Raw genomic sequence first — 26,801 nt, forward strand, 5'->3', positions numbered from 1 at the left:
CTGGTAAAAGGTTCTATTAAAAGCAGCATATTAACAGTACCTACTGTTTAGAAATCAAGTACATAAAGAGCATTTGCCATAAAATTGAAAGCGTTTTGTCAAACTTCTTATTAATGATTTACATAAAATTGCGTATTACACAATAATAATTATGTTAATTCATGGAATCTTTACGTAAAAATACTATTTACCTAGCATTTAGGCTGTTACTAGCATCTTAAATGCTGTACTGAGTAAAGTTTTTATCATAGCATTCTTGTGTGAATTTCAGACTATATCCAATTAATCAACAAGTAATGTTACGTAACTATCTCAACTGAATCTGAGTTCTATGAAAGTAGATTTTCAGAATTATAAATTACATTTAACGTGAATAAAATTTTGAAACCCTTGTAATTTCGTCATTCTTGATTAGACTAGGATTTTGGGTCAGTCTATCAACCCTTATAAGAGAAGAAGCTTTTCTAATTCACATCATGTATAAATTTTGAATTACAACAGCTTTGATACTTGGCTTTGAGCAGTAAATGTGTACTGCACTACCTTAAAATCTTTAGTAAGCGCCTTTGCTTACTAAAAATGACACAGAAAAGACGATAATTTGACTGAATGTATGGCTAGAATTAGGACTGAGTTTTCTATACTTGCTTTATAAAAGTATAGTTTTGTCTTATGAGAAGAAAATTGTACACTACATTTTTATTTATTATTTTTGGTAAGTTTTAAGAATAAAGTTTAAATTCAAATAATGCTAAATATTTAGTATGAGCTTATTGTAACCAGCTTTTGATAAATTACTGAGTTGTTATTAAAATGTACTATATATTTTGAAATTACCATTTCATGGTAGTTGAAAATTGCTAATTTGAATAAATATTAACAAGAAAATAAATAATTTAAAATAACGTGATTCAAGTTATAAAAAAAATGCTGATAAAGCAGGCATAATTCTAAAAAGACAAAAATCAAGGAAAACCGTTCATTCGGATCAAGTTTAATGTCGATAAACTGCTCCAAATTCAGGGGGAGAAATTTACGAATGAAGACTCCGGTGCGTTAAACCTGAAGAGCAATTGCTTGGAAGCAGATGTTCAAAGAAATAGAAAAAAGTAACAGAGAGCTTAAAGTTGTATGGTTAACAGCAGTGCAAATACCGCAGCGCTACGTTTGAGTGAAAAATTACCTTTTCCACTCAAACGTTTGGCAGACTTAGCTTATAACTATTGGTGGAGTTGGACTAGCGATCGCATTGCGCTATTTAAAACTATAGATCCCCAAGAGTGGGAACGTTGTGGGCATAATCCAGTAGCAATTTTAGAGTCAGCAAGCTACGAACGTCTGACTCAATTAGCAGAAGACCCTTTTTATTTGAAGCAAATTTCCGCCTTAGCGCGTGAATTTGATCAATACATGACCCAGCAAGATACTTGGGTAAGCCGTGTTGCACCAAAATTTTCCAAAGACCGCCCCATCGCCTACTTTTGCGCCGAATTTGGCATCCATGAATCTCTACCAGTTTACTCTGGTGGCTTAGGCATTCTCGCTGGCGACCACTTAAAATCATCATCTGATTTAGGTGTGCCGATGGTAGGTGTGGGCTTGCTGTATCGCCAAGGTTACTTTCGGCAACGCTTGAACCGTAACGGCTGGCAAGAAGATTATTACATTGACAACCCCTTTCATCGGATGCCCGTCGAATTAATTAAAAATGAGCAAGGGGAACCACTTGTTATCCAACTAGAAATTCGCCAAAGGCAGGTGAAAGTCCAAATATGGCAAGTAAAAGTAGGGCGAGTAACTTTATATTTACTAGATAGCGATCGCCAAGACAACGACCCCATCGACCGCTGGCTGACTGGACATTTGTATGGTGGTAACTTAGAAACCCGCATCGCCCAAGAAGTTGTTTTAGGAATTGGCGGAGTACGGGCACTAGAAGCCTTAGGAATTCAACCTTCTGTATATCACCTCAACGAAGGACACGCTGCATTTTGCACTTTAGAAATTGCCCGCTTGGAAATTGAGCGGACTGGCAAATCTTTCTACGATATTGAAGCCAAAGTGCGGAATAGTTGTGTATTCACCACCCACACCCCAGTTCCCGCCGGACATGATGTCTTCTCCCCCGATTTAATCGACTCTTACTTTGCCCACTACTGGCCGCAACTACGGCTTTCGCGCGAGCAATTTTTAGCATTAGGCGCAAGACGATTAGGTGATCCTTGGGAACCCTTTGGCATGACTGTTTTGGCCTTACGATTGTCTCGTGCCTGTAATGGTGTTAGTGAATTGCATGGGCAAGTTTCCCGTAAGATGTGGACAGTTCTCTATCCCCAGCGGACAGAAGATAAAGTTCCAATTGGATACATTACTAATGGCGTTCATGCACCAACTTGGACAGCTCCGCTTTTAACTGACTTATACAATCAATATTTGGGAGAAGACTGGCAAACTCGTGCTGTTGACCCCGCGATGTGGGCTAAAGTTGACGAAATTCCCAATGAGGAACTGTGGTGGCGACATCGCATCCTTAAAGAAAGGCTGATTGCCTATACCCGTTATAAAGTCAAAAAAGCACGGGAAAATAGAGGTGAAGATTATCAACTCATTCAAGCTACTGAACAACTGTTAGATCCTGACGTGCTAACTATTGGATTTGCCAGACGTTTTAGCCCTTACAAGCGCGGAGATTTGATTTTACGCGATGCAGAACGGGCACTAAAGATTTTTGGTAATGCCAAACGTCCAGTACAAATTATCTTTGCAGGTAAAGCTCACCCAGCTGATGAAGAAGGCAAGCGAATTATCCAACGTTTGATGGAGTGGTGTCACAACTCAGGGATTATTAACAGAGTTGCCTTTATCGAAGATTACGACATTTACACCGGTCAAAAACTGGTGCAAGGCGTGGATGTTTGGTTGAACAACCCTCGTCGTCCCCTAGAAGCGTCCGGTACGAGTGGGCAAAAAGTCTGCTTTAATGGTGGACTCAATTGCAGCGTTCTAGATGGCTGGTGGTGTGAAGGCTACAAAGCCGGAAGTGATGGTAAGGGAATTAACGGCTGGGCAATTGGTGAAGATGCTCACACCAGCGATCAAGAATTGCAAGATCGTATTGATTCACAGTCCTTATATCAGCTTTTAGAAGAGGAAATTGTTCCCCTATATTATGACCAAGATGCTCAAGGTATACCCCACCGTTGGGTGCAGATGATGAAGACATCGATTAAGACGAATGCGCCACTGTTCAACACAGACAGGATGATTGCAGACTACGTTACACAGGTTTATATCCCAGAAATTGCTACTAGAGTAGAACCGATTTTGGCTAAAGTTTTGGTTTAGAAGATTTTAAATTTCCTGGTTCCATGTAGGGGTAGGTTTCAAACCTGCCCTTTTCTTTTAATAAAGGAGCGAATTATCAGTTTTACTAAAATGTTAGGGAAAATAACTGAACAGGACTACGAACTCTATGCGAACATAGTTAGGAGCCTTGGGGTGGAAGTTAGGGAAGGTAGAAGCCGTGTCGAAGGACGTTCCTTGTATTACAACTACAACAATGATTTATTTGAGTTACATACAGGAACCCTAAATCAGCGTTTACAAAGGTATCTGAGCGCTAGTAGCAACGGTTAACTGATCTGATAAAAGATGATTAACTAATATGCGTGTATGGCAGGCTGATTTTTATCGTAGTCCACAGCAAGATACAACTGGACAAATTTTGTGGGAGTTGTTGATTTGTGATGCGACTCGTAGCTTAGAGTATATGGCTACCTGTCCCCAGGCAGAAGCAAATTCAACTTGGGTAACTGCTCAAATTGAGCTAGCAGCAGGTGAAAAACTGCCAGATGTGATTCAAGTGTTTCGTCCTCAGTCTTTGAGTTTGATTGAGACGGCTGGACGTAATTTAGGTATTAATGTCGAACCTACCCGTCGCACTTTGGCATTGAAGCAGTGGTTGCACGAGAAAAAATATTCTTTAGCGTTGGATAAACCACCTCCTGCACCCTTACCAGAAAATCTCTGGGGCGAACAGTGGCGCTTTGCTACTCTCAGTGCTGGTGATCTAGAAACAGCATTTAGCGATCGCCCTATTCCCATTTTGCATATGCCAGAATTGCTCAAGCCGATCAATTTGGCTTTAGCGTCAACATTGCCAGTTCCTGGTGTCATCATCTATGGGGGAAGGCAATCAATGCGTTTAGCACGGTGGTTACAACAAGCCCGTCCTGTAGCTTTAAATTATATTGTCGGTGAGCCGGATGGCTTGGTGTTAGAAGCAGGTTTAGTAGATAGATGGATTGTCGCCACCTTCCAAGATCCAGAAGTTGCATCTGCTGCCAAAGTTTATGAACAACGCAAACAGCAAAGTCAAGGTTTGCACTTTTTGTTGATACAGCCTGATGATTCTGGTATGACTTACAGTGGTTTTTGGTTGTTACAGGCAGAAGATTAACCTACATCACAATCGGATAGACCGTGAATGCTTGTTCTGGATTATACGAATTCTTTATCATCTTGCAACAGATCTATCTCCCCTTCCTTGCCTTCCCACCTCTATTTTCAAGCAAACGTGTTAGGGTCAATTCCTTGCTGTTGTAATCTGGCTAACAAATTTTGTAATTGTTCTTCTGGTGTTGTGTATCTGTTACCATTCTCATCATACCAATATAACCATTCCCGCGTTCTTCCTTGATAAGTACCCTGTTCCCGTCCCATACCTAAACCAATTTCCGGCATCCAAATTTTATCACCTGGTTGTAAGATATATTGACCGTCAACTAAACGATAAACTTCTAAGCGTTGGCGCTTACGCTGGAGGCGAGTTGGTGCATAAATGGCATAATACAAGATACCTAATTCTGCATAATCAATTTTTTTCTGTTCGTATTCGCCGTTGTAAGTTTGAGAAACAACTTCTAAAGCAAAAATTGGTGGAATTCCCTCTTCTTCCCAAAAAACATAGCTGGAACGACCATTTTCACCAACAAAACGTTCTACACCCAAACTTAAGAATCCATCTGGAACAACAGGTTTTTTACTGGGTGTATAATAAATCCCCATGTTGATGCCAAAAAACCAATCATCACGGTTTTGCCAAATAGCGGATAAGACAGCTAACAATAAGTTGGGAATTAATATTTGCAGTTCGTTATCCACAGGGGTGTCATCTGAATCTGGTAATTCTGCCGATGAAGGTAGGCACTCTAAGGGATTGTAGTTGAACATAAGCAGTTATGAACCCCCAAAATCTAGGTTTAAACTAAGTTGTCCATTATTCAAGGGTAAACACCCGATGAATGCTGAATTACATATTTTTTGGTATTCCTTTGTGTGATTCAGCTATTTTGCCTTCACTCGTGCCTGCTTCACCATTGCAATCAAAGTTTGATGGGCATCTTCTGCATCTGCTAACACATGATCAAACGCAATCCGAAGTGGCACAGTTTCCTCATTTACTTGTGCTGTCAAGTCCATACCCTGAGAATCTATTGAAAGCAGATGTGCTGCTGTCGCATCCGCTACACCGCCAAACGCTTTAGCATAAAGAACGACCGCATCAGCATGATCCTCGTTCATATGGTTGCAGATGCGCGAGCTAATTTCAGCCGAAAATTCATTAGACATTGTAAGATTCCAAGTAAGCAATACCGCAACTGCGTAAATTCTACGCTAACCTGGATGTAATTTGCTGATTTACAGCTTGCTGGAAATAGCCTTATTTTCAGCCTATTGCATTTATAGATGATGTTTAGCTAGTAGGCTCCATGTTGCAGCTTGGCGAGTCCATCTTATTTTTACATTTCGAGAAAAAAGATTTAAATTAGCATAAAATACAATTTGTCAAGGGTTTTTTATCTTTAATTTGCGGAATTTACACAGATTAAACTGTAACAGAATTATTAGGCAATATCATTCAAGCTAAGAGCAAATGAGCGAAACCAGCCAACGTCGGATTGTCATTGGGGATGTACATGGTCACTATGAAGGATTGATGGCTTTGTTGGAAGCAATCACTCCTACATCAAATGATCAACTTTATTTCCTGGGAGATTTAATTGATCGTGGGCCTCAGAGCGCCCATGTAGTTAATTTTGTCAAAAAAAATAACTACCCATGTCTGCTGGGAAATCATGAGCAGATGTTATTAAATGTTTTGACCAATGGAGGCTCCTCTAACCCAGCAATGCAAGCTTGGTTATACGCTGGAGGACAAGCGACTGTAGCTAGTTACCAAGAAGCGACGATTCCCCTTGAACACCTAGAGTGGTTTCAAGCTCTGCCTACATATCTTGATTTAGGTGATTTTTGGTTAACTCATGCTGGTGTTGATCCGGCGCTGCCTTTGGCAGCACAAACCGCCGAGCAATTTTGTTGGATTAGAGACGAATTTCACAGCATAGAAAAACCTTTCTTTCCCGATAAGCAGATTATTATCGGTCACACCATCACCTTTACTTTACCTGGCGTTAGTCCTGGCCAACTAGCGCAAGGGCAGGGGTGGTTAGACATAGATACTGGTGCTTACCATCCCCGGAGTGGCTGGTTGACTGGATTGGATATTACAAATAACTTAGTTTATCAAGTAAATGTTTTTAGAAAGCGCGTCCGCACCTTGGCTTTAGCAGAAGCAACAGTTAATATTGATCCGGCCGAAATTAGAGGAACTCGCCGCAACAAGCAGCGAGCTTAATCGTAGATAAGGTGAGCAGGTGATTATTAACTCCGCATTGTGTATTTAAATTACAATATTGCACGGATATTAGCTTTATAAGCAGCACTATCTAAACCTTCACGCCTATTGCTAGGTTGGGAGTTAATGGCGCGTTTGAGGGATTCAATGCGATCGTTGGTTGCAGGGTGAGTACTCAAAAATGTCGGAACAGAACCCTTTGTTAGTAGCTTCTGCATAAAGGAAACCATTCCAGATTGAGCATAACCGCTACGTGTCAAAGTTCTTAATCCTCTTGTATCGGCATCAAATTCATCTTGACGGCTGCGGGGACGATTTAACGCTAGCTCTACACCAATTCCTACTGCTGTACTGCGATCTAAACCTGCAGCTGTTGCTACACCACTAGCGATCGCTCTTTGGCGCATCTGTTTAACTAAATGTCTACCGCCAATGTGACCAATTTCATGGGCCATGACGCTAGCCAGTTCTGCTTCATTTTCTGCGGCTTTCAGCAAACCTGTGTTGACATAAACAAAGCCTCCCAAAGTAGCAAAAGCGTTAATACCGTCATCTTGAACAACTTGGAAGGTATAGGGAAGATTGGGGCGATCGCTATTAGCTGCCAAACGTCGTCCAATTTGCTCCACATAGCGATTAATTTCTGAATTGCGGGAAATTCTCACTTCACCACTCTGCAATTGCTGATTAATCTGCTTGCCCAGATCAATTTCCTGGCGATCAGATATATTAGATAGCTGAAATACCTGGACACCCTGGAATAGAAGTGGCAATAAATCTATAGCCTTTCCTGGCATGGGTGTACTCAAGCACACACTCAGGGCGACTACCACTGAAATCAACGGATAAAACCAGCGACGCCGCCACAAACAGTAATTTGCCAAAAAGCCTTTCCAATTCATCATAGTCCGGTCTGAGAATAATCCTGGGAGAACATTAAATTATGAGACGAATTTAGAGCTTTATAAGTTGCATTCTAAACTTCAGACTGAAGATGCGATTGTCCGTGTAAACCCAAGAGATTGCCATGATGAAAACTCTTTCCTTATTACCAAAAAAGACGAGTCGGCTTGTCTTCGAGACTACGCTCCGATAATCACTCTAGAGAATATCTACGCGATCGCTAATTCTTAACTGCAATTCAGCTTTTTGTTTATAGTTACCAACTGAGAACTAAAGGCAATAATTCCGAAACTTGGCTGCCTCGTCCCGTAATTTCAGAAGTCGTGATAAACTGTCGCATGACCGCAACGCCCAGTCGCTTCTAGTGCTTACCAAGTAGGGAACATTGCCATGACCCTTATAAAGCCTGCTGCTACAATCAATTACTCCGCTCATATCTGGGAAAAGTTTTTATGGCTATTTTAGATTCCAAAGGTCGCTTGTTCGGCAAAATCAACCTCCTCGATTTCGGTGCTGTACTAGTAATTTTACTAGTTATATTTGGCATCTTTTTCTTTCCCGGTACTTCCGGTTCTGTTGCTCAAGTGGGTGCTAAAACAGTACCGATGGAAGTAGATTTGGTAGTTCGTGGTTTGAATGTCCGTGATCCTCAGCAGTTGTTTGACAAAGGGCTGAAAGCAGGTGGTAAAACTAACGTCATCATCCGCAATCAACCTCACGGTGAAATTGGAATTCAATCTATTAAATTACTACCTAGAACAGTGAATGTCTTTCAACCCGACGGATCTGTTAAAGAAATGCCAGATCCAAAATCCAACAATTTTAGTACAGATATGCTGTTGACTTTACAAGGTAAAGCACAAGTGACTGCAAATGGCCCAGTACTAGGTAACAGCAAAGTAAAAATTGGTATGCCCTTTGAGTTAGAAGGCTTTAATTACAACTTCAATGCCACTGTGATTGATTTAAGATTGAAAGATAAATAGTATTTTCAATTTTGCTGCTAATATTTCCTCTATAGCCTCCGCAAATGGTGGCTATTTTTTAATACTAAAATTGCCAATAGTCAGTTAGAATTTCCCACTGACTACTGACATATTACTAATTTAGCAAAGGTAAAAAGCGCCTAATTAAGCCAATGGTTACTGCTGGTAATTCCAACTGAGGCGTTAACCCTACATCTTCTAAGTGTTGAAAAATTCTGATCGCTTGGGGATTGATATCGGCAAGACGGCGACCAATTCCTGGCCCAGTAAATTCTGTCTTTTGCCCCCAAATAATAGCAGTAGGAATTGTTAACTGCTGAATATACAGTGACAAATCAAAACACAAGTCACCTCGGACAAAAGATAGCGCTGCATACTCAGCATTAGGTTGCTGTGCTGATTCGAGATAAGCATCTACAATTTCTTGATAAACTCGACTAGGCTGGGCAAATTGCCGTTGCTCTAAGAAACTGCGGATACCGTTACTGGTAGCGACTCCAGTGCTATACAGCAAGCGGTCAACAATGGGAACGCTAACTAACTGAGCAAAAAAGCTGCGAGAGTAGTCTTCGCCAAAGTCAGAAAGTCCGGCGGGTGTGGTCAGAATTAAGGACTTGAATAAATTAGGATGGGCGATCGCAACTCTAATTGTCAACGCCGCAGTTAGGGAAGAAGCAATAACTGTTACAGGTTCTGTACAAGTCTGCTCTAAAAACTCCCGAATCGTTGTCAAATAATCCTCAATCTGATAATTCCGTTCTGGATGCTCAGATTTACCCCAACCGATTAAATCTGGCGCAATCACACGGTATTCGCTGGCAAAAGCTGGATAAACTTTCGACCACTCATAAGCAGAAGACCCGCCACCAAAGGCGTGTAGAAATACCAAAGTTTCCCGATCGCCTTTTGCGATCGCCTCCGGTGCTGCGCTAGTTCCCTCCGGGACGCTACGCGAATGCGCGATCGCATCGTTCTGCCAAATTGAGCCAGTGGCAGTATAGTAAACCATTCTACCCAGTGAGGTAATAATAGAGCGTTGCTCAAATCCCAGTGGTTGAAACATAGGTATTTTTTTATTCACTGTTGTGGTTGCTTGGCACAGGTGAAACTGTCTCACCCCAAAGTGCTTAGTTATTGGCTTCAAACTCACCACTATTATCGTTTAACCAATAATTCTTCGACTTCTCACTAACGTCAGATTAAGTAGGTATAAAATTACTGAATTTTGTGTAAAGTTTATGTGATATTTTTTTTGATAAATACTGCTGGTGTTTGCTTGTATTTACTATCATGCAAGGCTTTATATAATTATCCACTATAACTTAGAGACTTATTAGAGGCTGAGTTTTTTATGATAATCTATCAGAAACATTACGGATGCTATTAGCATCAAAAATACTATAGCCAATCATCAAAAACAGGCATTGATTTTAGCACTGCATGCAGAAAATATAGTTTTTGATGGAATTTATTAATCTAAATTATTCTCTCGGCAATGGTAACGTGTGGTGTCATGGTAAAGCAGGCTATTCTTCAATCGGATAAAATACTTAAATTTGAAGACGCTAAATTTGCGCTTGACAACTGTAATATAAAAAACCAAGTTATAGCTTCAGCCTTGCGGGATCAGGTAGAAAATATCGCTGATACCGTTAAACAAAATATACCTACTTGCATTTATTTAGACTTAGAAGATTTGAAATGTTTTGAAGCAGTGGAACGCCAGTATGAGCGTTGGGGCGTGATATTTCACAATTCTCTAGCTATACAACCATCAAATCCAGCTTTTCCAGCTTACTCAGGACTAACTGTGTTAATGGGATCGCCTAAGAGTGGAATGTTGGAAGCTACCTTTTTGCATCCTGTGAATTGGGTTAGTGCTTTTGTCACAAGTTCACAGCGTCTGGTGCTTTCTGCTTATAATTGCGATCGCCAACTGCTTACCCAAGCAGTGCTACCAGGAGCGAATCTTGCTAATTCTGACTCCGCAGTTCCTCCAAATACATTATTATCTGTAGCAGCAAATAATATTCATTCTGTAACCTTCTGTGCTTTTGATGGTCAATTCACCCTTGATAACTTTCGTTTTTGTTTTTAACTCCCAACTCTAAAAACTCAGTAACAAAATTGCTCTGCTTCGTTACTGTCCAAGTATTCTTAATAGAGTATTATTGATTGTCAATGACAGCCCTAGGTACTGGGAAAGCATGAAGCGTAAAGGGTGAAGTATAATTCAACCTCTAGCTTAACCTTTGGCAAACCGCTACTTTACGAGAAGTCGTGCTTCTTGTAATATTTGCGTTTACGGGCATCTACAGCCTTGAACCCAGCCAATGGCTACGCCACAAAGAAACTGGTGTCTGCATTCTTCCCTCATTCTAGGAAAAACTCACACATTAAATAATCTTGTAATCTAGTAAGTAGGTAAACAACCGTGGCACAGGCTTCGTCTTCTTGGCAGCAATTAATAAACCAGCTTTTCAACTGGTCGCTGACAAATTTCAAGGCAAGAGCCACAAAGCAGCGAACTTTTAAGCGTTTCTCTGGGCCTGGAGGCGTTCTTGGGTTCCTTACAATCGTCTTTGCTATGCTGTTGTGGAACTGGAAACTTCTGTTGGCACTGCTTATCGGCATTGGGGTAATGTTATTAGTTTACTCGATGCAGAAGTGGGATTGGCAACGGCACTGGTCTGAGATGCGAAGGTTTTTAAACGGCCCAAACCGTCGCTTAATCTTAGCTGTGATGAGTGGTGGCATTGCTACCGTTAGTACTTACATGGCGGCGGCAATTTGGGTTGATTCTAACAGTCCCTGGATTGCTGCCACTGTGATCATGCAAGGTTTAGGAATGGTAGTAACCTTAATTTTGTTAGTCTGGCAAATCTTCGGTCTTTATGGAAATCAGCAAGAAGACCACCTCGATCAGCTATTGGTCAACTTAACTGAATCAGATTCCTTGAAGCGTTTGATTGCCGTGCGGCAGCTCACTAAATTGATCACTCGTAAGCGGGTTGATTCTGTAGTGCAACAAAATGCTGTTGAATGTTTGCGGCTTTTAATAAGTAAGGAGGAGGAAGCAGTAATTCGTGAGGCAGCTTTCGAGAGTTTGCAAGCCTTGGATCGCTTGGAAAATATCCCATCTAGCGCAGTAGCACCTTTTATACCTGTATCCGCAAAAGCCAAAACTCTGATTATTTCTTAGCTATTAGTCATTGGTCATTAGTTAAAACGGTTGATCAATGACTAAGCTGTTGTGTATTTAATTTGCATTGAGCCAACAGCCAGGATTCTATTTCTTCATTTTGAATTGTTTCATGGCTATTTTCGATACATTCGGCCATTGCGGAATTGTACCACTGGATGATTGCACCGCCGTACCAGTTGTTCATCGTGAGTCGTAACTATTACCGTTGCTCCAAAAGAATTTAACTTTTGAAGAATCTGTATCACTTGCCAGGAATTATCTGGATCAAGGTTGCCGGTAGGTTCATCCGCCAAAAGTATTGGTGGCGTTGCTACGATCGCCCGTGCAATACTCACCCGTTGTTGCTCGCCGCCAGAAAGTTGGCTTGGAAAGCAGTCGGCTTTAGCCAGCAAACCCACTAGCTTTAAAGTTGGTTCTAAACGTCGTTGAATTTCTTTGCGAGTATAACCTTGAGCTTGCAGCACAAAAGTTACATTTTCTGCTACTGTCCGCTGGGGAATCAGTTTATAGTCTTGAAACACAATGCCAATGCGTCGCCGCAATAATGGCAAGCGATCGCCCCGCAAAGTTGCCACATTGCATTGATCAACAATCACTTCTCCCTGCGTGGCTAACTCTTCACCATACAGCAGTTTTAAAAGCGTTGATTTACCAGAACCACTGGGCCCAGTTATAAATAGAAATTCTTTTTGTTTGACTTCTAGGTTCACATCCAACAAAGCGTGAGAGCCGTTGGCATAAGTTTTTGTTACAGATTGTAATTGCAAAATTACAGGAGCATTGCCACTGTGCTTTTGAGTTTCACTGTCCTGCTGATTAACAGATGTATTAGTTGTTTCTTGAGTGCTTAATACTGGCATTGCTGAATTATTAGGAACAAATTGAGGACTGAGATGGAAAATTCCATACAAAATAATGATTCCCAGACAAAACCTGGGAATCTCCAACCTCAAACCTAAAATTCTTAAAGTGCCTCAATTTTTAGTAATTATTACTACCCAGTAATAAAGCCTCAAAAATTTTCCGTCAGTTATTAACTAATTGCGCCTCTTGCAGTCAAGCGATAAATAAAGGCCTTCAGCGCAAACTCTGGCAAAGCCAACATCCGCCGCCAGCGCCAAGGTTCTTGATAAAGCCGATACAGCCACTCTAAATTGTTATTTCCTAACCAAGAAGGGGCACGGGTTTTCGTACCTGACCAAATATCAAAACTGCCACCAACACCAATCCAAATTGCTTGGGGACACAAATAGCGATTTTTGGCAATCCATAACTCTTGGCGTGGTACTCCCAAGCCAACAAAAATTACTTGTGGCTGCAACTGGTTGAGAGTTTGCCGCAATTGTTCTTCTTCTTCTGGAGAATGGTAGCCTGTGTGAGTACCTGCTATGGACAAACCTGGGATTTGCTGCTGACAAAATTCTGCCGCTTTTGCAGCTACTCCAGGCGCTCCTCCATAGAAAAATACCTTTGCGCCTATCTGCTGTTGTCCTAGTTCTCGCAATAGTGTTTCTGCTAACTCAATCCCCGGACAACGTTGTACTTTTTGCCATAACAGCCATCGCAAATACAGAACTACCCCTGCCCCATCTGGAATTACTAACTCGGCATCTTGAATCACCTTAGCTAGGGCACTATCTCGCTCTGCCTGCATAGTCATTTCTGCATTAAGCGTTACCACGTGAGTTCCTCTGCCTTGTTGCAGGCTCTCTAGTAACCAGCTTGGATAGTTAGCCATCACATGAACTGGCATCCCCAACACAGAAAATGCTTTCGGCGGTTTAGACATATTAGGTGGTTTAGACATAGCCGATTCTTAATTAGCTTCACACCAGACTCTCTAGACCGTTAGTTTATCAAATTTTTTAATATGTTGCTTGTTGTAATTTTGGCGACAATCAACTGCTTGGTTGGATGGATAAACCTAAGTAAATTATCTTCTTGAGGTTATTTAAAAGATTTGGTCAAGTTTATATATAGAATATTTGTGCTATAAAAATATCTTATAGGATTTTCATAACAAATTAAGAGTAAACTTTTGCAAATGGTTGGTAACGCTAATGCATTCCTTAAAAGCGAGGTGAATAATTTCTCAATTATTTCCCTTAGGCAGATTATTGAATAGTACTCAGTAATCTTCAAAAATAACGAAAGCTTCATCTGAGCCAGTATACTCTCAGCATAAGGAGCTTAATTTGTGGCTAATCTTCTTAGAGAAGTAAATCCACCCTGCTGTTTGGAGAACACGGCATACTTCAGCAGCTATGCAAAAAAATACCAGGAATCTTTGGTGTATCTATATAAGGATAAGGGTTTGTTAACCCATAACAAGAGCAAACAAAATTGAACTAATTGATATTATACGCTTATAGTTGGGGTTAACCTGCCTTGATTCTATTATTGAAGTGTAATGTTCCAATGAGAAATGAATGCCTTTAGTATCGGCAAACGCTCTTCCGTGTTAGCCTTACTCACAAAGCACTTGTATATTTATTTTTGTACAGATGTCTTTAAACTGCATCTCTTACGACTTTTGAGTAAACTCGATTTTACAGTTAAGGTAGTGTAACGGGCGGAAATTGACTATGAGTAAAATTCGTATTGCTCTGATTGAAGATCATGACCTCACCCGTGTGGGTATTCGGACAGCACTACTGCAAAAAGAAGAAATTGAAGTTGTAGGAGAAGCTGCCAATGCTGCTGAAGGTCTGAAAATGTTGAAAACGCTACAACCTGATATTGCAATTGTAGATATAGGCTTACCAGATAAGGATGGCATTGAGCTGACACGGGAGGTAAAGTCTATTAGTCGTGGCGAAGAGTTAGTAACCAGAATATTAATTTTGACACTACGAGATAATAAAGAAGCAGTTTTGGCAGCTTTTGCAGCTGGGGCGGATTCTTACTGCATGAAGGATATTAAATTCGATAATTTGCTGGAAGCTGTACGAGTAACCTACAATGGCAATGCTTGGATCGATCCAGCGATCGCTCGCATCGTCTTACAACAAGCACAACAAAATCCAGCAAAACAAGATGCAGGATTTTTAAACACTAAGAGTAACGCTAATAACTCTGAAGCTGAGGAAAATCAGGATTTGATGGAACCTTACACCCTGACAGAAAGGGAGTTAGAAGTGTTACAGTTGATTGTCGAAGGTTGTAGCAATGCAGTAATCGCCGAAAGACTGTACATCACAGTTGGGACGGTGAAAACTCACGTACGGAATATTTTAAACAAGCTATGCGCTGATGACCGTACCCAGGCAGCAGTTCGTGCTTTGCGTTCTGGTTTAGTGGGATAAATTAACTTGACACTGTAGCAACCTGAAGAATACTAAAGGAAAATTTATAACTTTAAGAAAACTCTAGTTCAAAGGAGGATAGCTTCTTTAGAGCAGGTAATTTTTTGATTATTTTCGTTAGTTATTGGGTGAGATAGACATTGCGCTATCTCACCATTAAATTATTTAAAAACTAAAGTCAAATATGACTGAAACAGAGGTATGCAAACTTAAGCTCATGGTGGTAGATGATGAGCTGGATAACTTAGATTTACTCTACCGCACTTTTAGACGAGATTTTCAAGTATATCAAGCCAATAATGCTCGTAGTGCCCTGGAAATCCTGGACAAAGAAGGCGAGATGGCTGTGATTATCTCTGACCAAAGAATGCCGGAAATGAACGGTACAGAATTTCTCAGCCTAACAGTAGAGCGCTTTCCCGATACAATTCGGATTTTGTTGACTGGTTTTACTGATGTCGAAGATTTGGTTGATGCAATTAACTCCGGTCAGGTATTTAAGTACATTACCAAACCCTGGAATCCTCAACGGTTGAAAGCATTAGTTGAACAAGCTACTGATACTTATCGCTTGGTTAAACAACGCACCCAAGAGTTACGGCGTGCGCTACGGCGAGAATCTTTGTTTAATGCTGTAACAACAGCAATTCGGGAGTCCTTAGACTACGATAGTATGCTGCAAAAAATCGTAGCAACTATTGGTGAAACCTTTGAAGCTACTTGCTGTTTCCTTCGACCAGTAGAAGGCGATCGCCTGACACAAGACTTGTTCTCCTACCAAGACCCCAAATCTCACATATTTAGTTGCGCTTTCGATCCGAGTAATTTAATCGAGAAAGTACTCGAAACCCGTCATTATCAACTGACTCAAGATACAGATGACAACACTACTAGTCATCAACTAATTGTACCATTGTCCTATCAGCAACACCTGCTCGCTGTCTTGGCTCTCTACCAAAGAGGACGCGAGGATTGTTGGGAAAACGAAGACATCCAATTGATTGCAGGTGTTGCTGAACAAGCAGCATTAGCCCTTTCTCAGGCAAAACTATACCAGCGTCTCCAGGAAAAGCAACAGCAGATTAGCGCTGAGTTAGAAGTTGCTCGCCAAATTCAAAATAACTTGCTAAGGCAAAGTTTACCTGAAATCAAGGGTGTGAAACTGCAAGCTTGCTGCTACCCGGCTCGTGAAGTGGGGGGCGATTTTTTTGAAGTATTTGTTCATCCCAAAGGAGACTTGTGGTTGGCAGTGGGTGACGTTTCCGGAAAAGGCGTCCCAGCTGCTTTGTTCATGGCTAGTGCTATTTCGGTGTTGCGTCGGGAATTATCTCAAGAAACGCCAGCGGAACCGAATGTAGTCATGCAGAATCTTAACCACGCTATGTGCGATGACTTAATCGGCAACAATTGTTTTATTACTCTTGTCTTAGCTTGTTATACCCCTAGCACCAGGGAACTAGTCTATGCTAACGCCGGTCATATTTATCCCCTACTTTGGTCACTCCAAGAAAAGTTGGCGGCACAGCCTAATTACCTGAAGGTACGCAGTATTCCTCTAGGTATCTTGCATAAGTGGCAGGCTCCATCTGGTCGCTTGGTTCTTAATCCTAAAGATACCCTACTGTTAGCCAGCGATGGTATTACAGAAGCAACGGTATCAAATAAATTAATTGCTAGCGGGATTACCGAGGGTGGCGTTCAGCCATTTAACCGTTCTATGCTGAATCAAGACGGCCTTTGGCAACTTTTACAACAGGAACCACAACCACTTTCCCTTACCCATTTATTAGCTCGCATTCAAGCAGACAATCAAGTTCAAGAAGACGACCAAACTATACTCTCACTGGAGGTTTTATAAGTAATGAAAAGTGAGTTGCATGTACCAAGCGACTTAAATTTTTTAAACATCGTAGAAAATTGGTTGCTGGGATGCTTAAAAATTCAACTAGGAGAATCAGTTGATTGGTTACGGCAATCAAGCCGTTTGCGGTTGGCTCTGGTTGAAGCTTACTCTAACGTAGTACGTCATGCCCATAAGGAGCAGGCCAATTTGCCAGTTTTACTGCGCTTGGAATTGAAAGGCCGAGATCTCGCTTTGGAAATTTGGGATTATGGCGAAGGTTTCGATATGTCCACCTATTTCCCGCCAAACCCTTTAGAAAAACAAGAAGGTGGCTATGGTTGGCTAATTATGAATCGTTTGATGGATAAGGTAGATTATCAATTGCAGGTTGACGGAGCTAACTGTCTCAAGTTAGAAGCTACCTTACCAGAACTAGTCCAATAAACAAAAGCTAGTTTTTCTCAAGCAGGGTGCCTTATGTCCATTCTGAATGCCTCGGTTTTTGGATTTGCCATTACCAAAAAAATGATATTGTTCCAAAGAATTTATGTAATTTCGGCTACAACTAAGGCTAAGAGAGACTAATTTAAAGCTAAATATCAGGGATTTTCTTAACAAGTTTGTTAGTAAAATAGTAAATTTTTATACGTTTTATAGATCTGTGAAGCAAAAATCCCCCACTACAACGTAAGTTTGGTGGGGGAGTACGAAAGCTTGCTATTATTCACGACGCAAGGTTAGTAGCTCTTGAGGAGAAGCTAAAAGTTTGATTTTAGCGTGGATGATTTGTTGTTGCTGATTGAGGATAAACAGCCACAAGACGTTAACTCCACACCAGGACGTTTGTGCTTTGCCTGTTACCTGAACTTGGATTTGGCCATCTTCCAAAATTTCGGAAATTCCTTTGTGAGGAAAAGCTTTAATATTTTGAGCTTCTTGTTGTAGATAAGTAGCGATCGCATCTGGCCCCACAAAACCAGATTCAAACGGTGGATACATTACACCATCCTCGGCAAACAAGTCAGACGTTGCTTTCAGTTCACCTGCATTTAATGTTTGAAAGTAACGCAGTATAGTTGGTTCTGCAATTCCCTCAATAGAGAATTCTTCTTTTACTATGTTTTCAGCAACACTCGGCTGTGTTGCGGCTGTAGATTCAGCAAATGTCATAGGATTACCATTATCATGCTAGCTGAACATTAATTTGAATATAAAAGTAGGTAAAAAGAAAGCTTCTCAAGGATGAGATATCATTTTACAAATACTTTTAGAATAAATAATTGCTAGATGATCGCCTGGGAATCATTTTGGTAAAGACTTTTAATCTAAAATCTCCAATCCCAAATTGGTATTAGTCAGCTAATATTAAACAGAGCCATTGATTGTGTAACGTATAATTGAAGTGCCAGAGAGCAGGCAAACTTTAAATAAGATAAATGAATAAGTGCAGCGTCATCAGCAGCAGTGTGGTAAAAGAAAAAGCCAGCGAGTTGGGATTTCATAAAGTAGGGATTGCTGCTGTAGATGAAGTAGATGAGACAGCAAGACAGCGGCTGCAAGCATGGATAGCGCTGGGTTACAACGCTGATATGGAATGGATGGCTAACCCGAAGCGTCAAGATATTCGCTTAGTGATGCCAGAAGTGCGATCGCTAATTTGTGTGGCTCTTAATTACTACACACCACATCAACGTCCCGAAGGCGAAGAATACGCCAAAATCTCTCGCTATGGCTGGGGAAGAGATTATCACAAGGTGATGCATAAAAAACTTAAAGAACTGACTACCTGGCTACAATCACTGAGTGAAGACGTTCAAGCCAAGTTTTATGCAGATACCGGCCCAGTGCAAGATAAAGTGTGGGCGCAACGGGCTGGAATTGGTTGGATTGCTAAGAATGGAAATGTGATTACGCGAGAGTATGGCTCTTGGGTATTTTTAGGAGAGGTGTTGACCAATCTACAACTAGAGAGCGATCGCCCATCTACATCACACTGCGGTAGCTGTACTCGCTGTCTTGAAGCTTGCCCTACTAATGCAATCACGAGTCCCTATGTAGTAAATGCTAATCGCTGCATTGCCTATCATACCATTGAAAATCGAGCAGAAAATTTACCTGAAACAGTCACATCAAATTTACAAGGTTGGGTTGCAGGTTGTGATATCTGCCAAGATGTTTGTCCGTGGAATCTACGTTTTGCCCAAACTACTGATGTGGCAGAATTTAATCCTTACCCTGGGAATATTGCACCCAAGCTGGTAGAATTAGCAAAAATCTCAGACGAGGAGTGGGATCAACAATTTCCGGCATCAGCCTTGCGGCGGATTAAACCAGAAATGTTAAGACGCAATGCCCGTGCTAATCTTGATGCATCCACGCAAAAGAATGACCCAGAAAGTAATTATTTTTGATTTTGATGGCACGATTGCAGATACAGTAGATGCTCTAGTAAGTATTGCTAATCGTTTAGCACTAGAGTTTGATTATGTACAAATTACTCAACAGGAGTTAGCTCTCCTACGAAACTTAACCTCTAGAGAAATTATTAAATATTCAGGAATCTCTATTTTTAAAATACCTTTTTTAGTTAAGAAAGTGAAAGGGGAATTAAAAAATAAGATCCATGAATTTAAACCTATCCCAGGTATTAAAGAAGCCTTAATAGAACTCAAGGCTCATGATTATAAACTAGGAATTATTACTTCTAATTCTAAAGATAACGTAACTGAATTCCTGAGAATCAATAATTTAGGTACGTTGTTTGACTTTATCTACTCAGGAGTAACAATTTTTGGAAAAACAACTATTATTAATAATGTATTAAGACAAAAGCAACTTAAACCGCAACAAGTCATTTATGTTGGAGACGAAACCAGAGATATAGAAGCCTCAAAAAAAGCTAATATCCAAGTTATTGCAGTAACTTGGGGCTTTAATTCACCAGAAGTATTAGCCAAACAAAAACCAGATTTTTTGATTCACAAACCAGGTGAAATTTTAAGAGTTTTAAATAGCCAATAGTCAAAAGTCTATGGACTTTTGACTATTTTTTAATTTACTTTTTCGATTGACCTTTTTCAAAAGCTTTTTGGACTAAATCGTCACTGGCGCTAGTTACAGCCTCAGTTTGAGTACCGCCAACATCCTTAGCCATCTCTAAATAATCATCAGGATTACCAGTTGGTTTCGCTTCAGTTGTTACTTCTTCTTGTTGAGAAATTTCTTGTTGAGGTGCAGTTGCAGCTTCAGCAGCTTTAGCGCCCTCACCTGTACGATCAATTTCACTGACGCTAAATTGCTGTGCAGCTGCGTAATCAGCTTCAAAATCGACCTTTGGTGTTTCTTCTTCACCAGCAGTTATGCTGTCAGCAGCTAATTGTGCGTCGTGGGTAGGAGCTTCGGTTGGATTAGGTTTGACTTCATCAGGCATAAATCACTCCTTAAGTAATTTTCCAATTGCTGAGGTAATCGTATCAAAGAGATCCATGCAATACTTGGCCTCTTAGGAGATATTCTTACTTCTATTAAAAGGTAGATAAAAACTGCAATATTCGATTAATCAATCTCCTTCTCTTGGAAGTAGATATTAATACTTAAACTTTGCTAACCCTAAGTTTGATGTGTAAATTGCCTCGGAGATCAACTATGACCGCAAGCCAAAATCAACCCATTCCTCAAGCTTTGACTAATGAAACTCAAAAAGTGGTAGAAGCTTTTAATGCCCTCGATACCGATGCTAAACTCGCTTGGTTCTATTTTGTTTATGAAAAAATGGGGGACTCGGTAACTCCAGCTGCACCTGCTGCTGCGGAACCCAACTTAGCGCCTATGTTGCTAGGAGATTATTTGCAATTATCAAATGAAGAGCAACTGGCAATTATGCGGCAAATTGTTAACCGCGAAGATACAGATTATTCTCGTGCCTATGGTGCTTTAAAAGAAAATAACCAGCTGTTAGTTTGGTATGCTTGGGCAGTAGCTATGGGTGATACAGTAGTTGACATACCAGAAGACTACGAAACCACTGATGCAATTGACAATTTGCTTTCTCAAATTGAAGGTTTAGCTTTTGAACAGCAAATGTCTATATTCCGAACAATCGCTGGTGAAATGGGCTACAGCGATGTCAAACCAATTGAAACACAAGCGCAAACTGGCAAAACCTCAAGTTTGTAATTATAAAAGTTTTCGGTTGAGTGAAATTTAGGTAAGGGCACAACGCCCGTTGTGTCCCTACGAAAGACCTTTTTTGAATTTTTCAAAATTCAAAATTTTGGGTTGAAAATCAAGATACAGCCATGTGGCTCAAGTCAGCTGGAGTCAAATGAGAGTGTACAACTTGACCATCACGAAACCAAACAATGCGCTGAGTTTGACGGGCAACATCTGGCTCATGGGTTACCATGACGACTGTGATTCCACTAGCATTCAATTCGCTAAAAATATCCAATACTTCTTGGGTTGTACGGGAATCAAGTGCGCCAGTAGGTTCATCTGCTAACAGGACTACGGGACGGTTGACAATGGCACGAGCGATCGCCACCCGTTGCTGTTGTCCGCCAGATAGTTGAGTTGGTTTGTTGTTGAGGCGATTTGCTAAACCTACTCGTTGTAGGGCTGCTACTGCTCTGTCACGTCTCTCGGTAGGGTTGACATTAGCGTACACCATCGGCAGCATGACATTTTCTAAGGCTGAAAGTTGGGATAAGAGATGAAATTGTTGGAATACAAACCCTAGTTTTCTGTTGCGAATGTGCGCCAAGGAACTATCGTCCATTTGTGCGACATCAAGATTATCTAGATAATAATGCCCCGACGTGGGGCGATCTAGACAGCCGATAATATTCATGGCTGTAGATTTACCAGAACCAGAAGGCCCCATAATCGAACAATATTCACCTTGTTCTACAATTAGGTTGACATCATTCAGCGCTCGTACCTCAGCTTCGCCACTGCCATAAATTTTGAAAATATTTTCTAGGCGAATGATTTTTGGCTTGGGGGCAGGATTAGGTATCTGAGAATCAGTAATGGTGAGAGTGTTTGCCATAGATATTTAGCCATGTGTCAGTAATTATTCACCTTCCCATCTCCCCACCAGTCTAAGCACTTCTGAGAGCGACAATGGGGTCGAGTTGGGCAGCACGGCGTGCAGGCACAACACCAAAAAATAAGCCAATAGCGCCAGAGATGGCAACTGCCATAGTAATTGCTACTGGCGAAAGTGCTGCCTCTAAAGGAGTCAATGCTGCAACCAACAAGATACCCCCGACACCAACTCCAGTCCCAACTAAGCCGCCAATTGCAGAAACAATGACTGCTTCAATCATAAACTGAAGTAAAATGTCTTGCTGAGTTGCCCCGATCGCTTTTCGCAGTCCGATTTCTTGGGTGCGTTCGGTAACAGAAACCAGCATGATATTCATGATGCCGATGCCACCGACAAACAATGATATTCCAGCGATCGCCGCTAGCATAATTGTTAAAGCACCTGTGATTTGCCCAACAGTTTGCAACGCATCTTTTTGACTGTTGATTGTGAAATCATCTTCTCCAGTAAGTTTGTGTCGCAGGCGGAGTAAATTGGTAATTTGAAACTGTGCTGCATCTACACTCTCTGCATTTTTAGCCGAGGCAACAATATAGCTCACCTCTAATCCGTAAGGAGAAGTTCGCCCAACAATCCGGTTGGCTGTGGTGATAATTGGTATCAATGCGGCATCATCATAATCAACGCCTAAAGCTGAACCTTTAGCTTCTAGCGCCCCAATTACTTGAAAGCTAGTATTTTTGATTCGTAATTGCTGACCGACGGGGTTACTATTACCAAAAAATCTCTCTGCTAATTTTGCACCTAGCACCACAACTTGGTTGCTGCGCTTCATATCGACATCAGTAAAAAACCGTCCTTTGTCAATTTCAAAGTCCCGTACTGTCAAGAAGCTGGGAGTTGTACCAATGATGTTGACATCGGTGTTTTTATTCCGGTAAGTAACTACCTGCCGACTATTTAACTCCGCCGTTACTGCTGCTATTGTTGGCACTTGTGTAGCGATCGCCTGAGCATCTTCTAAAATTAAAGTTTTTGGTAAATCTCTAGAAATGCGTTGAGTTTCTCGATTTCCGGGAATCACAAATAATATATTTGGCCCTAGAGATTCTAACTGTTGAGCAACGTACTTCTGCCCGCCTTCACCAATCCCAATCATAGTAATGACTGAAGCATTACCAATCACAATACCCAGCATCGTCAGAGCGCTACGCAACTTATTTGACAGCAGAGTTCTCCCCGCCATTTGAATGCTTTCTAGAAGGTTCATCGATTATTTTGTTCCTTCGACTTTTCGATTTTGTAATCTTTTGGTGGATTAATAAAGATGCGATCGCCTGCTTTCACTCCCTCTAAAATCTGGGTTTGGTCTTGAATTTGTGCCCCAACGGTAACTTCACGAAACTGGGGTTTATTCTTTTCATCGGGTACAAGTACGCCTGTTTTTCCCTGTTCGGTAACAATTGCCACAGTTGGTAATACTAAAGCATCGCTAACGCGATCGCCCAGAAAAGTCAAATCCACATTTAAGCCGGAACGCAGTTTATCAACGCCAGTATCCAATGCAACCCGCACTTGGAAGGACGTTACACCTTGTTCAACCACTGCTTCAGGAGCAATAAGGCGCACACGACCTTTAAAAACTTGATCGGGATAGGCATCAGCAACAATTTCTACCTGCTGTCCTGGTTGAATTCTGCCAATATCAGCTTCTGGGACTTGAGCTAACACTTCTAAACCCCGTGCAACAGCAACAATTGAACTAGAAGTTGCCGATGCACTGCTAGAAGCAGAAGTTGTAGGAGTCACAAACGCACCGATGTTTGCATACTTCTGCGTTACAATTCCGGCAAAGGGAGCGCGGATAACGGTATCTGCAAGCCTCACCTGTGCTGCTTCTAACTGAGCTTGGGCAGCTTTCACAGCTGCTTGGCGCTGGGCAATTTCTTCAGGACGACTGCCATTTTGTAACAGCACTAATGCAGCTTTGGCTTCGGTAACAGCTGCTTCCTTAGCAGTGATTTCTTCACTACGAGTTCCACTTTGAAGCAGGGACAGCCGTTTTTGTGCTTCTTCTAAACTAGCTTTTGCTCTTCTATCTTCACTGATGTACTGTTCGAGCTGATCTTGAGAAGTTGCCCCTTGGCGTGTTAATTCCCGATATCGGTTTACCCGTGCTTGTGTGAGGTTAACTTGTGCTTTTGCTGATTCTACCTGAGCTTGGGCTTGGCCAATTTCTTGCTCACGATTGCCAGCGCGAGCTGCGGCTAGCTGCGCCTCAGCTTGTGCCAACCTTGCTCTTGCTTGAGCAATTTCTTGGGGGCGACTTCCGGCGCGGGCTTCATCGAGTTGAGCTTGAGCTTGTGCTAAGTTAGCGCGGTACTGGAGAATTTGGGCTTGAATCTCACCTACATCCATCCGGGCAAGAATTTGTCCTTGTTGCACGCGATCGCCTTGTTCAACATACAATTGCCCTAGCACTCCAGGATTTTTTGGGCTAATATTAACGCTTTGAACTGGTACTACCTTGCCACTAGCAGTAATTCGTAGGGTGAAGTTTTTCGTTTCTACTGGAACAGTTAATTGAGCAATATCTTCTTTATTTGCTCCACCATTCACAAGATTGTAGGTGGTAGTAGTGCCAACAACCAAAGCACCTGCTGCTACTGCTCCTATTAGCCAACGTAATGGGTACTTAACTTTCTTGCCAATAAAAGGAATTTCTATATGAGTAGTCATTATAGCAGCCTATAAATTATCAATATTGCTTTGTGGAAGTGGCTTTCAGTTAGAGCGCAAGTGCAAGAATGTGGTGTTTGAAATACTTTTGAAGTAAACCTTGATCAAGCACCTGATAACTAGACAAACAGGCTAACTTGAAAAAGTGCTGAGTTATGAGTAAAAAAAACTAGCTAGTCTCTAGCCCCTTTTTCATGCGTTATTAATTTACGCAGTTCATGATGACTACTTAGTAGTTGCTTTACTTTGCTTTATATTAACTTTGAGTAATATTGTATGCCTTCACCTGATTGGGTGACTTCAGAGCAAGTCTGAAAGTATACGAAAGGTAGATGTTTATCTGATTGCGTAGAAATTACATCAGATTGTTTGCAAAAATCCAAATAAAAAATACCCCAAATTTTTATGAATTTGAGGAAGTAATAATTTGCAGCTATATTTCAAGTAAATAGATTACGCTGTAACGGCACAAGCATTGCTGTGCCCTTACGACATATGTATTCAAATACATGAAAAACTCCACCCACAAAGCGGAGTTTCCCGCCGCTTTCAATGAAACCTGGTGTAAATCTAGCGTCCAGTTCTGGAGGTGACAGATCGTTGTAAATTAGCCAGAGCGCGGTTGTAATCCAAAATAGCTGTAACTCGATTACCTTCAGCTCTTGTCAAGTCGTTTTCGGCAGCAATCACTTCTGTTTGTGTGCCTACGCCCGCTTGGAACCTCAACCTTGCTATCCGCAAAGCTTCCCTAGCTTGTTCTAAAGCTACAGTAGAAGTTTGCACATTATCCAGATTAGATTGCAACTGAAAATAGTATTGTTCTACATCAAAGCGAATTTGGTCACGCTGATTAGCAAATTGAGTTTCTGCGATCGCAATATTAGCTCGTGACTGAGCCGCCCTTGCTCTTGCTGCTCCTCCATCATATAAAGTTAAATTGTTTTGGAGTCCCACTGAATAGCCATCAGTCAGGCTGATGTTATCGTTATAGCGGTCTAGTAGGCTATAGTTACCAACCAAACTAACTTGCGGGCCTAGCTGCGAAAGCGCTTGCCGTCGCTGTTGTTCGTAAAGATTGCGTTGTGCCAAAAACTGACTCAATTCTGGACGATTTTGGAAAGCTCGCACAATAGTTTGTTCGAGTGTTTGCTGCCAAAGTCCTGCTAATCTCACCGGATCTGCCGCACTGACATCAACCGACTGCGGCAAACTTAATAAGGTTGCAAACTGGCGACGGGTAATTCGCTGCTGTGAAATAGCATTAGTTAGCTGTTGTTGAGCATCGGCTAAATTAACCTGAGATTGTAGGACATCAAACTGGGTTCCTACTCCTGCTTGGAGTCTAGCTTGAGTATCCCGTAAGCTAGCCTGGGAATTCTCTACCGCAGCCTGATTAATTCTGACTAGTTCATCTGCTTGTTGCAAATTGTAGTATTGAGTGGCGACATTCAAGCCAATTATTTGAGACTGATTTTCAACATCCAATTCATCTATACGTTCTTGCTCCTCAAATGCACGGATATTAGCTTGTCGGTTGCCAGAGGTATAAAGGTCATAATTCAGTTGTGCTTGACCGTTAAAAGTGGTGCTGGATTGGTTAGATTGAGATGAACTGTTGAGCAGTCCATTACCACTATTAGTCACACTACCGTTGATGCCAAGAGTAGGAAACAATGCAGCCTGAGCCTCCCGTACTGCGGCACGGCTGCGTTCTAGTTCCAATATCGCTACCTGTAATTCCCGATTGTTGCGTTTAGCTAGTTCCAAAGCCTGTGCCAAACTAATTGGCACAATTCCCCGAATCCTTACTTCTTCTGGCTTTGTAGGAAATTGTAAGGGATTGGGATTTGGATTAAGGTAATCGGGAACTGGCACAGGTTTAGCACCCGTAACGCCAGAAGGATTCTGCGTTTGTAAAGGAGTTTGGGCACTTGCGTTTTTGGCTAAAGTCGGGATGATAATAGCAACTGCTACGACAACCCAGGTAGAATGCACAAGAGATACAATGAATTTCATATTTGATGTAGTAATAAATTGGGTTTCTCAACAATTTTGAGGATGGAACTAAAATTT

At 41.4% G+C, this 26,801-nt stretch carries 26 protein-coding genes; 14 read left to right on the forward strand and 12 right to left on the reverse strand.

Features of this window, described 5'->3' with window-relative positions; translation table 11 throughout:
- Nucleotides 1-1,131 precede the first annotated feature (1,131 nt).
- The 3 genes from glgP (at nt 1,132) to AC5JL8_RS23455 (ending at nt 4,459) form a co-directional block, all read left to right on the forward strand.
- On the forward strand, nt 1,132-3,345 hold the full coding sequence (glgP, locus tag AC5JL8_RS23445) for an alpha-glucan family phosphorylase (protein WP_495882078.1): 2,214 nt from the start codon (nt 1,132-1,134) through the stop codon (nt 3,343-3,345).
- Nucleotides 3,346-3,435: 90 nt separating this feature from the next.
- Entirely contained in the window at nt 3,436-3,636 is a 201-nt protein-coding gene (locus tag AC5JL8_RS23450) for a VOC family protein (protein ID WP_495882079.1), read from the forward strand.
- Nucleotides 3,637-3,664: 28 nt separating this feature from the next.
- A complete protein-coding gene (locus AC5JL8_RS23455) occupies nt 3,665-4,459 on the forward strand; it encodes a Tab2/Atab2 family RNA-binding protein (protein WP_495882080.1) in 795 nt (264 codons plus the stop codon).
- Between the two features lie 107 nt (nt 4,460-4,566).
- Here AC5JL8_RS23455 and AC5JL8_RS23460 read toward each other — a convergent pair whose 3' ends face one another.
- Entirely contained in the window at nt 4,567-5,232 is a 666-nt protein-coding gene (locus AC5JL8_RS23460) for a Uma2 family endonuclease (RefSeq protein WP_495882081.1), read from the reverse strand.
- Nucleotides 5,233-5,346: 114 nt separating this feature from the next.
- A complete protein-coding gene (locus AC5JL8_RS23465) occupies nt 5,347-5,631 on the reverse strand; it encodes a DUF2470 domain-containing protein (protein ID WP_495882082.1) in 285 nt (94 codons plus the stop codon).
- A 304-nt stretch (nt 5,632-5,935) separates the two neighbouring features.
- On the opposite strand from AC5JL8_RS23465, the gene AC5JL8_RS23470 reads away from it, so the two are divergent.
- Nucleotides 5,936-6,697: a metallophosphoesterase family protein gene (locus AC5JL8_RS23470; protein ID WP_495882083.1), complete on the forward strand. Its 762-nt coding sequence runs from the start codon at nt 5,936-5,938 to the stop codon at nt 6,695-6,697.
- Between the two features lie 50 nt (nt 6,698-6,747).
- Here the strand turns inward: AC5JL8_RS23470 and AC5JL8_RS23475 are convergent, their stop codons facing one another.
- Complete coding sequence (locus AC5JL8_RS23475; protein ID WP_495882084.1) at nt 6,748-7,602, reverse strand: M48 family metallopeptidase; 855 nt, start codon at nt 7,600-7,602, stop codon at nt 6,748-6,750.
- A 64-nt stretch (nt 7,603-7,666) separates the two neighbouring features.
- On the opposite strand from AC5JL8_RS23475, the gene AC5JL8_RS23480 reads away from it, so the two are divergent.
- Both AC5JL8_RS23480 and AC5JL8_RS23485 read left to right on the forward strand, forming a co-directional pair.
- The gene (locus tag AC5JL8_RS23480; RefSeq protein ID WP_495882085.1) at nt 7,667-7,831 is read left to right on the forward strand and encodes a hypothetical protein; all 165 of its coding nucleotides are present in this window, start codon (nt 7,667-7,669) and stop codon (nt 7,829-7,831) included.
- 221 nt (nt 7,832-8,052) lie between these two features.
- Nucleotides 8,053-8,586 carry a DUF4330 domain-containing protein gene (locus AC5JL8_RS23485; protein WP_495882086.1) on the forward strand — a complete coding sequence of 178 codons (534 nt, stop codon included), beginning with the start codon at nt 8,053-8,055 and terminating at the stop codon, nt 8,584-8,586.
- Nucleotides 8,587-8,701: 115 nt separating this feature from the next.
- Here AC5JL8_RS23485 and AC5JL8_RS23490 read toward each other — a convergent pair whose 3' ends face one another.
- A complete protein-coding gene (locus tag AC5JL8_RS23490; protein ID WP_495882087.1) occupies nt 8,702-9,649 on the reverse strand; it encodes an alpha/beta fold hydrolase in 948 nt (315 codons plus the stop codon).
- A 450-nt stretch (nt 9,650-10,099) separates the two neighbouring features.
- Between AC5JL8_RS23490 and AC5JL8_RS23495 the strand changes: the two genes are divergently transcribed.
- Both AC5JL8_RS23495 and AC5JL8_RS23500 read left to right on the forward strand, forming a co-directional pair.
- Nucleotides 10,100-10,684 carry a hypothetical protein gene (locus AC5JL8_RS23495; RefSeq protein WP_495882088.1) on the forward strand — a complete coding sequence of 195 codons (585 nt, stop codon included), beginning with the start codon at nt 10,100-10,102 and terminating at the stop codon, nt 10,682-10,684.
- Nucleotides 10,685-11,020: 336 nt separating this feature from the next.
- Nucleotides 11,021-11,788, forward strand: coding sequence for an armadillo-type fold-containing protein (locus tag AC5JL8_RS23500; protein WP_495882089.1), 768 nt, complete (start codon nt 11,021-11,023; stop codon nt 11,786-11,788).
- A 116-nt stretch (nt 11,789-11,904) separates the two neighbouring features.
- On the opposite strand, the gene ftsE is transcribed toward AC5JL8_RS23500, so the two are convergent.
- Both ftsE and AC5JL8_RS23510 read right to left on the reverse strand, forming a co-directional pair.
- Nucleotides 11,905-12,651 carry a cell division ATP-binding protein FtsE gene (gene ftsE, locus AC5JL8_RS23505; RefSeq protein WP_495882090.1) on the reverse strand — a complete coding sequence of 249 codons (747 nt, stop codon included), beginning with the start codon at nt 12,649-12,651 and terminating at the stop codon, nt 11,905-11,907.
- A gap of 173 nt (nt 12,652-12,824) precedes the next feature.
- Nucleotides 12,825-13,580, reverse strand: a complete 756-nt coding sequence (locus tag AC5JL8_RS23510) for a WecB/TagA/CpsF family glycosyltransferase (RefSeq protein ID WP_495882121.1) — start codon at nt 13,578-13,580, stop codon at nt 12,825-12,827.
- Nucleotides 13,581-14,376: 796 nt separating this feature from the next.
- Between AC5JL8_RS23510 and AC5JL8_RS23515 the strand changes: the two genes are divergently transcribed.
- The 3 genes from AC5JL8_RS23515 (at nt 14,377) to AC5JL8_RS23525 (ending at nt 17,383) form a co-directional block, all read left to right on the forward strand.
- On the forward strand, nt 14,377-15,096 hold the full coding sequence (locus tag AC5JL8_RS23515) for a response regulator (RefSeq protein ID WP_495882091.1): 720 nt from the start codon (nt 14,377-14,379) through the stop codon (nt 15,094-15,096).
- A 184-nt stretch (nt 15,097-15,280) separates the two neighbouring features.
- Complete coding sequence (locus tag AC5JL8_RS23520) at nt 15,281-16,954, forward strand: SpoIIE family protein phosphatase (RefSeq protein WP_495882092.1); 1,674 nt, start codon at nt 15,281-15,283, stop codon at nt 16,952-16,954.
- A 3-nt stretch (nt 16,955-16,957) separates the two neighbouring features.
- Nucleotides 16,958-17,383, forward strand: coding sequence for an ATP-binding protein (locus tag AC5JL8_RS23525; RefSeq protein WP_495882093.1), 426 nt, complete (start codon nt 16,958-16,960; stop codon nt 17,381-17,383).
- Between the two features lie 276 nt (nt 17,384-17,659).
- Here the strand turns inward: AC5JL8_RS23525 and AC5JL8_RS23530 are convergent, their stop codons facing one another.
- Complete coding sequence (locus tag AC5JL8_RS23530; protein WP_495882094.1) at nt 17,660-18,109, reverse strand: nuclear transport factor 2 family protein; 450 nt, start codon at nt 18,107-18,109, stop codon at nt 17,660-17,662.
- A 266-nt stretch (nt 18,110-18,375) separates the two neighbouring features.
- On the opposite strand from AC5JL8_RS23530, the gene queG reads away from it, so the two are divergent.
- On the forward strand, nt 18,376-19,350 hold the full coding sequence (gene queG / locus AC5JL8_RS23535; RefSeq protein ID WP_495882095.1) for a tRNA epoxyqueuosine(34) reductase QueG: 975 nt from the start codon (nt 18,376-18,378) through the stop codon (nt 19,348-19,350).
- On the forward strand, nt 19,325-19,960 hold the full coding sequence (locus tag AC5JL8_RS23540) for an HAD-IA family hydrolase (protein ID WP_495882096.1): 636 nt from the start codon (nt 19,325-19,327) through the stop codon (nt 19,958-19,960). Before queG ends, AC5JL8_RS23540 begins: the two co-directional genes overlap by 26 nt.
- A gap of 34 nt (nt 19,961-19,994) precedes the next feature.
- On the opposite strand, the gene AC5JL8_RS23545 is transcribed toward AC5JL8_RS23540, so the two are convergent.
- A complete protein-coding gene (locus tag AC5JL8_RS23545; protein ID WP_495882097.1) occupies nt 19,995-20,369 on the reverse strand; it encodes a hypothetical protein in 375 nt (124 codons plus the stop codon).
- Between the two features lie 215 nt (nt 20,370-20,584).
- On the opposite strand from AC5JL8_RS23545, the gene AC5JL8_RS23550 reads away from it, so the two are divergent.
- Entirely contained in the window at nt 20,585-21,115 is a 531-nt protein-coding gene (locus AC5JL8_RS23550) for an orange carotenoid protein N-terminal domain-containing protein (RefSeq protein WP_495882098.1), read from the forward strand.
- 109 nt (nt 21,116-21,224) lie between these two features.
- Here the strand turns inward: AC5JL8_RS23550 and AC5JL8_RS23555 are convergent, their stop codons facing one another.
- The 4 genes from AC5JL8_RS23555 to AC5JL8_RS23570 all read right to left on the reverse strand — a co-directional run bounded on the left by AC5JL8_RS23555 (nt 21,225) and on the right by AC5JL8_RS23570 (nt 26,744).
- Entirely contained in the window at nt 21,225-21,989 is a 765-nt protein-coding gene (locus tag AC5JL8_RS23555; protein ID WP_495882099.1) for an ABC transporter ATP-binding protein, read from the reverse strand.
- Nucleotides 21,990-22,041: 52 nt separating this feature from the next.
- Entirely contained in the window at nt 22,042-23,259 is a 1,218-nt protein-coding gene (locus AC5JL8_RS23560) for an ABC transporter permease (RefSeq protein WP_495882100.1), read from the reverse strand.
- Complete coding sequence (locus tag AC5JL8_RS23565; protein WP_495882101.1) at nt 23,256-24,728, reverse strand: efflux RND transporter periplasmic adaptor subunit; 1,473 nt, start codon at nt 24,726-24,728, stop codon at nt 23,256-23,258. Before AC5JL8_RS23565 ends, AC5JL8_RS23560 begins: the two co-directional genes overlap by 4 nt.
- A gap of 570 nt (nt 24,729-25,298) precedes the next feature.
- Nucleotides 25,299-26,744 (reverse strand): TolC family protein, encoded by a 1,446-nt coding sequence (locus AC5JL8_RS23570; RefSeq protein ID WP_495882102.1) that lies wholly within the window; start codon nt 26,742-26,744, stop codon nt 25,299-25,301.
- Between the last annotated feature and the right edge of the window lie 57 nt (nt 26,745-26,801).

Source organism: Mojavia sp., from assembly GCF_059505145.1.